The following is a 4,916-nucleotide window of genomic DNA, read 5'->3' as shown; positions in this document are numbered from 1 at the left end:
GTCCGCATGAAGGGCCAGACCTCGGGCGCACTTGCCTTCGCCGAGATCCTCAAGGCAGCCAACGTCCGTTCTGTCAGCGGCACAGGAAAATCGACCGGGCTTTTGGGTGACCCGAACCAGAAATTCTCCTTCCATAGCTACGGTGCACAGTTTGCCGAGGTTACCTGGCAACCGGAGATCGCGCGGCTGCGTGTAAGCCGTGTCGTCACCGTCATCGACGCCGGCCGCATGGTGAATCCTCGCGCTGCACGCAACCAGATCGAAGGCGCGGTAGTAATGGGCGTCGGCATGGCCATGCTGGAGGCGACGGAGTACGATCAGCGCTCCGGTGCTCCTATCAACGCCAGCCTGGCGGACTACATCGTTGCCGTCAACGCCGACTGCCCCGCCATCGACGTAACCTTCCTCGACTACCCGGACTTCAACCTCAACCCGCTCGGCGCCCGCGGAGTCGGCGAGATCGGCCTGGCCGGCATCGCGGCCGCTATCACAAACGCCGTGCACCACGCCACCGGTATCCGCGTCAGAAACCTGCCCATCCGCATCGAGGACCTGCTTGTTAGTCCCAGGGAAAAGAAGCTCGTCTGAAACTGGAAGGGCTTCGACAATCATCTTGTCGAATCCCTTATTCCTTTGAATGCGAGGGTTTATCGACAAATTAGCCTTGGCTGAAATCCATAGGGTCTTCAGCTCCTATCCTGCCGGGTGCCCCACCCTCGCAACGCTAGAGCATTTCTCCTGTAGGTGTAGTGTAGGGATTCCGTATCTATGGGCGTTTTCCGCAATGAAAACGCCGCTGCACTCCCCTTCCGGGCTACCCAGCAACAGGAGAAATGCTCTAGGGTGGGCAAGGAAAGGCACAACCGTTCAGGCTGGGATATGTGGTGTATCGCGCTACGCGCGACGGCTTTTGCTTCGAGTGCAGCCCGAATATCTGTGGCACCCTCGCCCACCCTAGCGTTGCGAGGGTGGAGCACCCGGGCAGGGAAGGTTAAGCCAGGAATACTCAAAACTTCTAACAAAAACGCTGACCGAATTTGCCGATGCGCCCTAGGAAATCTCCCTCACGCCGGAGCGATGACCTCTCCGAACTCCGTCCGGTTGCGGCCCTTCTCCTTCGCCAGGTAAAGCGCGCGATCAGCAGCCTCTACCAGTACGCCGTATCCCAGCCGTGCAATCGACTCATCGTACGGCGGCTCGCAGACTGCCGCTCCAATGCTGATGGTCACAGTAGATCCGATCGGAGTTTCAAGCGCGATCTGCTGCGCTTCAAGCGCTGCATGCATTCTGGCAGCCACTTCAGCAGCCCCGCTTGCGCTGGTGAAGGGCAACACCGCGGCAAACTCTTCCCCGCCATAACGAGCAACTAGATCGCTGCTGCGCGGCAGTGCCTTTTGCAGCGCCGCTGCCAGCAGTATTAGCGCCTCATCTCCATAGCGATGCCCATGCCGATCGTTCAACAGCTTGAAGAAGTCGACATCGATCATCAACAGCGCGAGCGGCTGCTGCGTACGCATGGCGCCGCTCCACTCGCGGTCGAGTCCGCGGTCGAATGAACGCCGGTTGGCGACACCGGTCAATGGGTCCTGCAGTGAAAGCTCTTCCAGCTTGCGATTCAGCTCGACAAACTGCGCCTGCTTCTCACGGACTTCCGCAAGTGCCCGCAACAGCTCCTGATTCTGCCGTTCCAACTCCTGGAAAGGGTCGGCGACGCTCTTGCGAATCAATTCGCCGGCGATCTTCATGACCGCGGCCTCATCATAGAGCGGCTGTACTCCAGGCAGCAGCTTGCCTGCCTCCGCCACCGTGCCGGAGGGCGATGAGGTAATCCGGAAGTGATCCATCAGATTTTTCGTTCCTGTAATTCCCTTGCCCAGGCCAGTCATTGACTGATAGCGGCCATCCAGAATCTCGTCCAGGTTCGAAATTCCAKGGCCATTGTCTTCCACCACCACCATCAGGATCTGCGGCCGCCGCCTGGTGAGCAGAAACGTGACCGTTCCTCCCCCGGCATAGCGAAAGGCATTCCGCGACAGCTCAGAGGTTGCGGTCGCCAACCGTACCTGCTCCTGGTAGCTGAATCCCAGTAGTGCCGCGACATCGCGGGCATATTGCCGCGCGTGCATCACGTTGCGGTCATAACGCAGGGGGATGGCATAAATAGGTAGCCGCTGATTGTTTTCCATACAGGTCAAATACGTACAACCAGGACCGTGACATCGTCACGGCCCCTGCAATGATCGCGATAGAGCACCGCGGCAATCAGGACAGGGTGTTTTCCGAGCAGACCTGGATATTGCTCTAGAGTCCAGCGGGAGCTAAGACCGTCGGAATACAGAATGAGAGTCGCCTCTCCTTCCCATGTATACAGGAACTCACGTACGCGATTCACCGTATGCCCGACCGTTCCGTTCATCGAGACAAGGTTCTGATGGGATCTGCCGGCATGGAGCACTCCCGAAATATTGCCCGCGCCGGCATAGTGCAGAGTCCGCTGACCATCGAGCGTTGCGATCGAAACCGCTGCTCCCCGTGTCTTTCGCAATGCCCGATGCATCTCACCCAGAAGATCTTCCGGGGAAAGGCCGGGGTTCTGCTCCAGAACCTCACAAGCACGGCCGGACGCCAGGGCGGCATCCTTCCCGTGCCCCAGACCGTCGGCGACCATGCAAAGGCTTCTCCCGCCCGCGCGAATAACCTTCCAGGCATCGCCGCAATGCACCTCTCCCTGCATTGGAAGGTTCATAACGCCTACACGGCTGATTCCACGGACCACGGTCATATCCGTAATCTGTCTGGCAAAGACACGGGCAAAGACAACCGTTCCCGCTCGAGGGATGGAATAGACCTGAAACTCCTGCGCCAGCCGCCGCATCGCCCCCAGTCCCGTTCCCGCGGTACCCGCAGTGGAGAAGCCATCTTCCAAAGCCCGCTCGATATCGGCAATTCCAGGGCCGCGGTCCAGGGCCACCACGTCCACCCCCACATACCCATCCATCGTCCACGGGGCCAGCACGATCTCCCCACTGCCGGCATGCAGCGCGATGTTGCGGGCAGCTTCGGTGACGATAATCCCAAGATTCCCGGCCGCGGTCTCGCTGAAGGCGAGCGACTCTGCGATCGCCGCCGCTTGACGCCGCGCGTGACCAATGTAGCTCTGGTCATTCACCAGGATCGGAATCCGTTGATGTGACACGGACATAGCTTACTTCCAGCGGGTTACAGTCACGACGGTCCCAGCCCCGGGGGACGACTGAATATCGAACTCGCTCATCAGCCGCTTGCTGCCGCCCAGGCCGAGTCCCATCCCCCCTGCTGTGGTGTAACCATCCTTCAGAGCCATGGTGATATCCGCGATGCCCGGGCCCTGGTCGGAGAATTTAAGCCGTATTCCTTTCCGCGCACCGACGGCGAGCAGCGACATCTCCATCTGGCCGCCGCCGCCATGTTCCAGTGCGTTGCGCGCCAGCTCGCTGGCGGCAGTCACGATCTTGGTCTGATCGATCAGGGTGAAACGCTCTTCCGACAGCCAGGTTCGCACCCGCTGCCGCACGTGAACCAGATCGATCTGAGTCCTGATCGGCAGGACCTCACTCCGCGTAATGATCTGTTCCGACACCGTCTCCACCTGTCGCCACCCGCCGCAGATACTCCATTCCCAGGTCGACGTTCAAGGCCGTGCGAATTCCGGGCAATGACATTCCCAGTTCCACAAGCGTGATTGCAACCGCAGGCTGCATGCCGACAACGACCGTCTCCGCATCCAGAACGCGCGCAATTGCAGCAATATTAGCAAGCGTTCGTCCGATGAAGGAATCGACAATCTCCAGTGCAGAGATATCGATTAACACCCCCGTTGCTCCCAGATCCGCAATACGGGTCGATAGGTCGTCCTGCAACTGCAGCGCCAGATCGTCATAAAGATCCACCTGGATCGTTACCAGGAGCAGACTGCCGATACGAAGAATCGGAATGCGTTCCATTACGACACCCCGGCGACAGGAGCAACGACCGGCGCGTGGCCGGCTTTCTGCACCACCATGCGACCACTACGCTCCAGCGCCAGACGGAAGGCGTCCGACAGCTTGGAACGAGTCACTACGTCGTTCAGGGTGATGCCCAGATGCACGATCGTCTGCGCAATCTGCGGACGGATGCCGCTCAGAATGCACTCCGCGCCCATCAGCCGCGCCGCTGTAATCGTCTTCAACAGATGCTGCGCTACCAGCGTATCCACCGTCGGCACTCCGGTGATATCGATAATGGCAAAACGCGAGTTCGTCTGAACAATCGCGTGAAGCAGCGACTCCATCACCATCTGCGCCCGCGAACTGTCCAGCGTACCGATGACTGGCAGGGCCACAATGCCGTCCCACAGCATGACCACCGGCGTCGACAGCTCCAACATCTCTTCCTGCTGGCGCGCAATTACCTTGTCTCGGCTCTGGATATAACTCTCCGCAATATGGAGCGCCATAGCGTCAACAAAATTGTTCGTAACATCAATCTCGTGGAACAGCTCGTCCGGCGCGGTCGTCAACTGTTCCCGGATAAGCTGGAACATCACCGGCTTCAGCGACAGCAAAAACTGCGCCGTCTCAGAAGGAGAGGAGCCGTGCGCTACACGGGAGATGGAGATCTCCAGCAACTGATCTCGCACCGTCTGCCAGCCCTCGGACGAAAAGTCCTCCAGTACGGTGTTCGGAGGTGGATTTGAAATCAGAGTCAAAATCTTCCTGGAGTGCTCCTTGACCTCAGCGTCGCCTACCAGGTCACGCCGCCGTGCGGCCGTCTTGAGGCTATTCAGCCAGTCAGTCAGGATTCGATCCTGATTGTCGCGCATCATCTTCAGAAGTTTGATCATGTCGTTCCTATATAGAGATGAGGGGGAGTCAATATTTGCTCTGCATATACTC

Annotated in this window: 6 protein-coding genes; 1 reads left to right on the top strand and 5 read right to left on the bottom strand. The window is 59.0% G+C overall.

Going from position 1 to position 4,916, the window contains the following annotated elements:
* A partial coding sequence (locus AB4043_RS14545) for a xanthine dehydrogenase family protein molybdopterin-binding subunit (RefSeq protein WP_442307359.1) occupies positions 1-588 on the top strand: 588 nt, incomplete at its 5' end.
* A gap of 476 nt (positions 589-1,064) precedes the next feature.
* On the opposite strand, the gene AB4043_RS14540 is transcribed toward AB4043_RS14545, so the two are convergent.
* The 5 genes from AB4043_RS14540 to AB4043_RS14520 are packed head-to-tail and all read right to left on the bottom strand — an operon-like array spanning position 1,065 to position 4,864.
* Positions 1,065-2,186: a diguanylate cyclase gene (locus AB4043_RS14540; protein WP_442307360.1), complete on the bottom strand. Its 1,122-nt coding sequence runs from the start codon at positions 2,184-2,186 to the stop codon at positions 1,065-1,067.
* A gap of 5 nt (positions 2,187-2,191) precedes the next feature.
* Positions 2,192-3,202: a SpoIIE family protein phosphatase gene (locus AB4043_RS14535; protein ID WP_442302447.1), complete on the bottom strand. Its 1,011-nt coding sequence runs from the start codon at positions 3,200-3,202 to the stop codon at positions 2,192-2,194.
* A 3-nt stretch (positions 3,203-3,205) separates the two neighbouring features.
* Positions 3,206-3,619 (bottom strand): anti-sigma regulatory factor, encoded by a 414-nt coding sequence (locus AB4043_RS14530; protein WP_442302448.1) that lies wholly within the window; start codon positions 3,617-3,619, stop codon positions 3,206-3,208.
* Positions 3,591-3,983 (bottom strand): STAS domain-containing protein, encoded by a 393-nt coding sequence (locus AB4043_RS14525; protein ID WP_442302449.1) that lies wholly within the window; start codon positions 3,981-3,983, stop codon positions 3,591-3,593. Before AB4043_RS14525 ends, AB4043_RS14530 begins: the two co-directional genes overlap by 29 nt.
* Positions 3,983-4,864 (bottom strand): STAS domain-containing protein, encoded by an 882-nt coding sequence (locus AB4043_RS14520; protein ID WP_442302450.1) that lies wholly within the window; start codon positions 4,862-4,864, stop codon positions 3,983-3,985. Before AB4043_RS14520 ends, AB4043_RS14525 begins: the two co-directional genes overlap by 1 nt.
* Between the last annotated feature and the right edge of the window lie 52 nt (positions 4,865-4,916).

The sequence above is a fragment of the Terriglobus sp. YAF25 genome, from assembly GCF_052113305.1.
GTDB lineage: Bacteria > Acidobacteriota > Terriglobia > Terriglobales > Acidobacteriaceae > Terriglobus.
The sequence above is the reverse complement of the archived record's forward strand: the minus strand, read 5'-3'. Positions and strand labels throughout refer to the sequence as shown.